The organism is Falsiroseomonas oryziterrae (genome assembly GCF_021864505.1).
Taxonomy (GTDB): Bacteria; Pseudomonadota; Alphaproteobacteria; order Acetobacterales; family Acetobacteraceae; genus Falsiroseomonas; species Falsiroseomonas oryziterrae.
Genome location: NZ_JAKJIB010000680.1, coordinates 1 through 691, shown reverse-complemented (window position 1 = coordinate 691; position 691 = coordinate 1). Strand labels below are relative to the sequence as shown.

1 protein-coding gene is annotated in these 691 nt (G+C 75.8%); it reads left to right on the top strand.

Annotated features, from left to right (window positions below; translation table 11 throughout):
* Positions 1 to 330: 330 nt before the first annotated feature.
* The coding region (locus L2I40_RS24070; RefSeq protein WP_237217859.1) for a hypothetical protein at positions 331 to 691 on the top strand (361 nt) is incomplete at its 3' end.

Genomic DNA, 691 nt, shown 5'->3' with positions numbered 1-691 from the left:
GCCGCTGTTCTGCGACGTGCTCGCCGCGACGCAATCGCGCGACGAGCGGGGCTTCGCCCGGACCTGCACGGGCAGCCTTGCCCTCGGGCGGTAGCCGGCCTTGCGCGCCGCAACGGCGCTGGCCATCGGCATGCTTGGTGCGGCGCGGCGCCGGGCTGCCCGGGCCGGCGCAGGCGGGGATGCGCCGCGGCTGGCGGGGCCGCTGATGCGGCGGCACCTGAAAGATTGCGTCATTTCCATGTGCGCGGCCGCCCGCACCGGCTAGTCTCCTTCGCAAGCGCCGAAGCGCGCGGAGGAAGCTGAGCGATGCCGGGACGCAAGAGGCATGGCGTGCGGTGGGCCCTTGCGGGCCTGCTGCTCACGATCGGCATGGGGCCGGCCCGCGCGGCGCCCGACCGATCATCCGACTTCATGCCGATCGGGGTGGCGCCAGCGCGCCTGGCCGCGGCATCGCGCCTTCCGGTCATGGTGATGCCGGAGGGCTGGCAGCCGGGCGACGTCGCGGCCGTGCTCGCGCCATCGAGCGACTGGTCCCCTGGCGCGCGGGAGCGCCTGACGGCGGTCCTGATGGAGGCCGGCGCCGCGGTGCTGCAGTTGCCCGATGCGGCGCGGCCGACGGCATCGCCGCCGGATGCGGCACTGGCCGAGGCGCTGCGTGCGCTGCACGGCGTCGTCGGCGTCGGACTGGCGG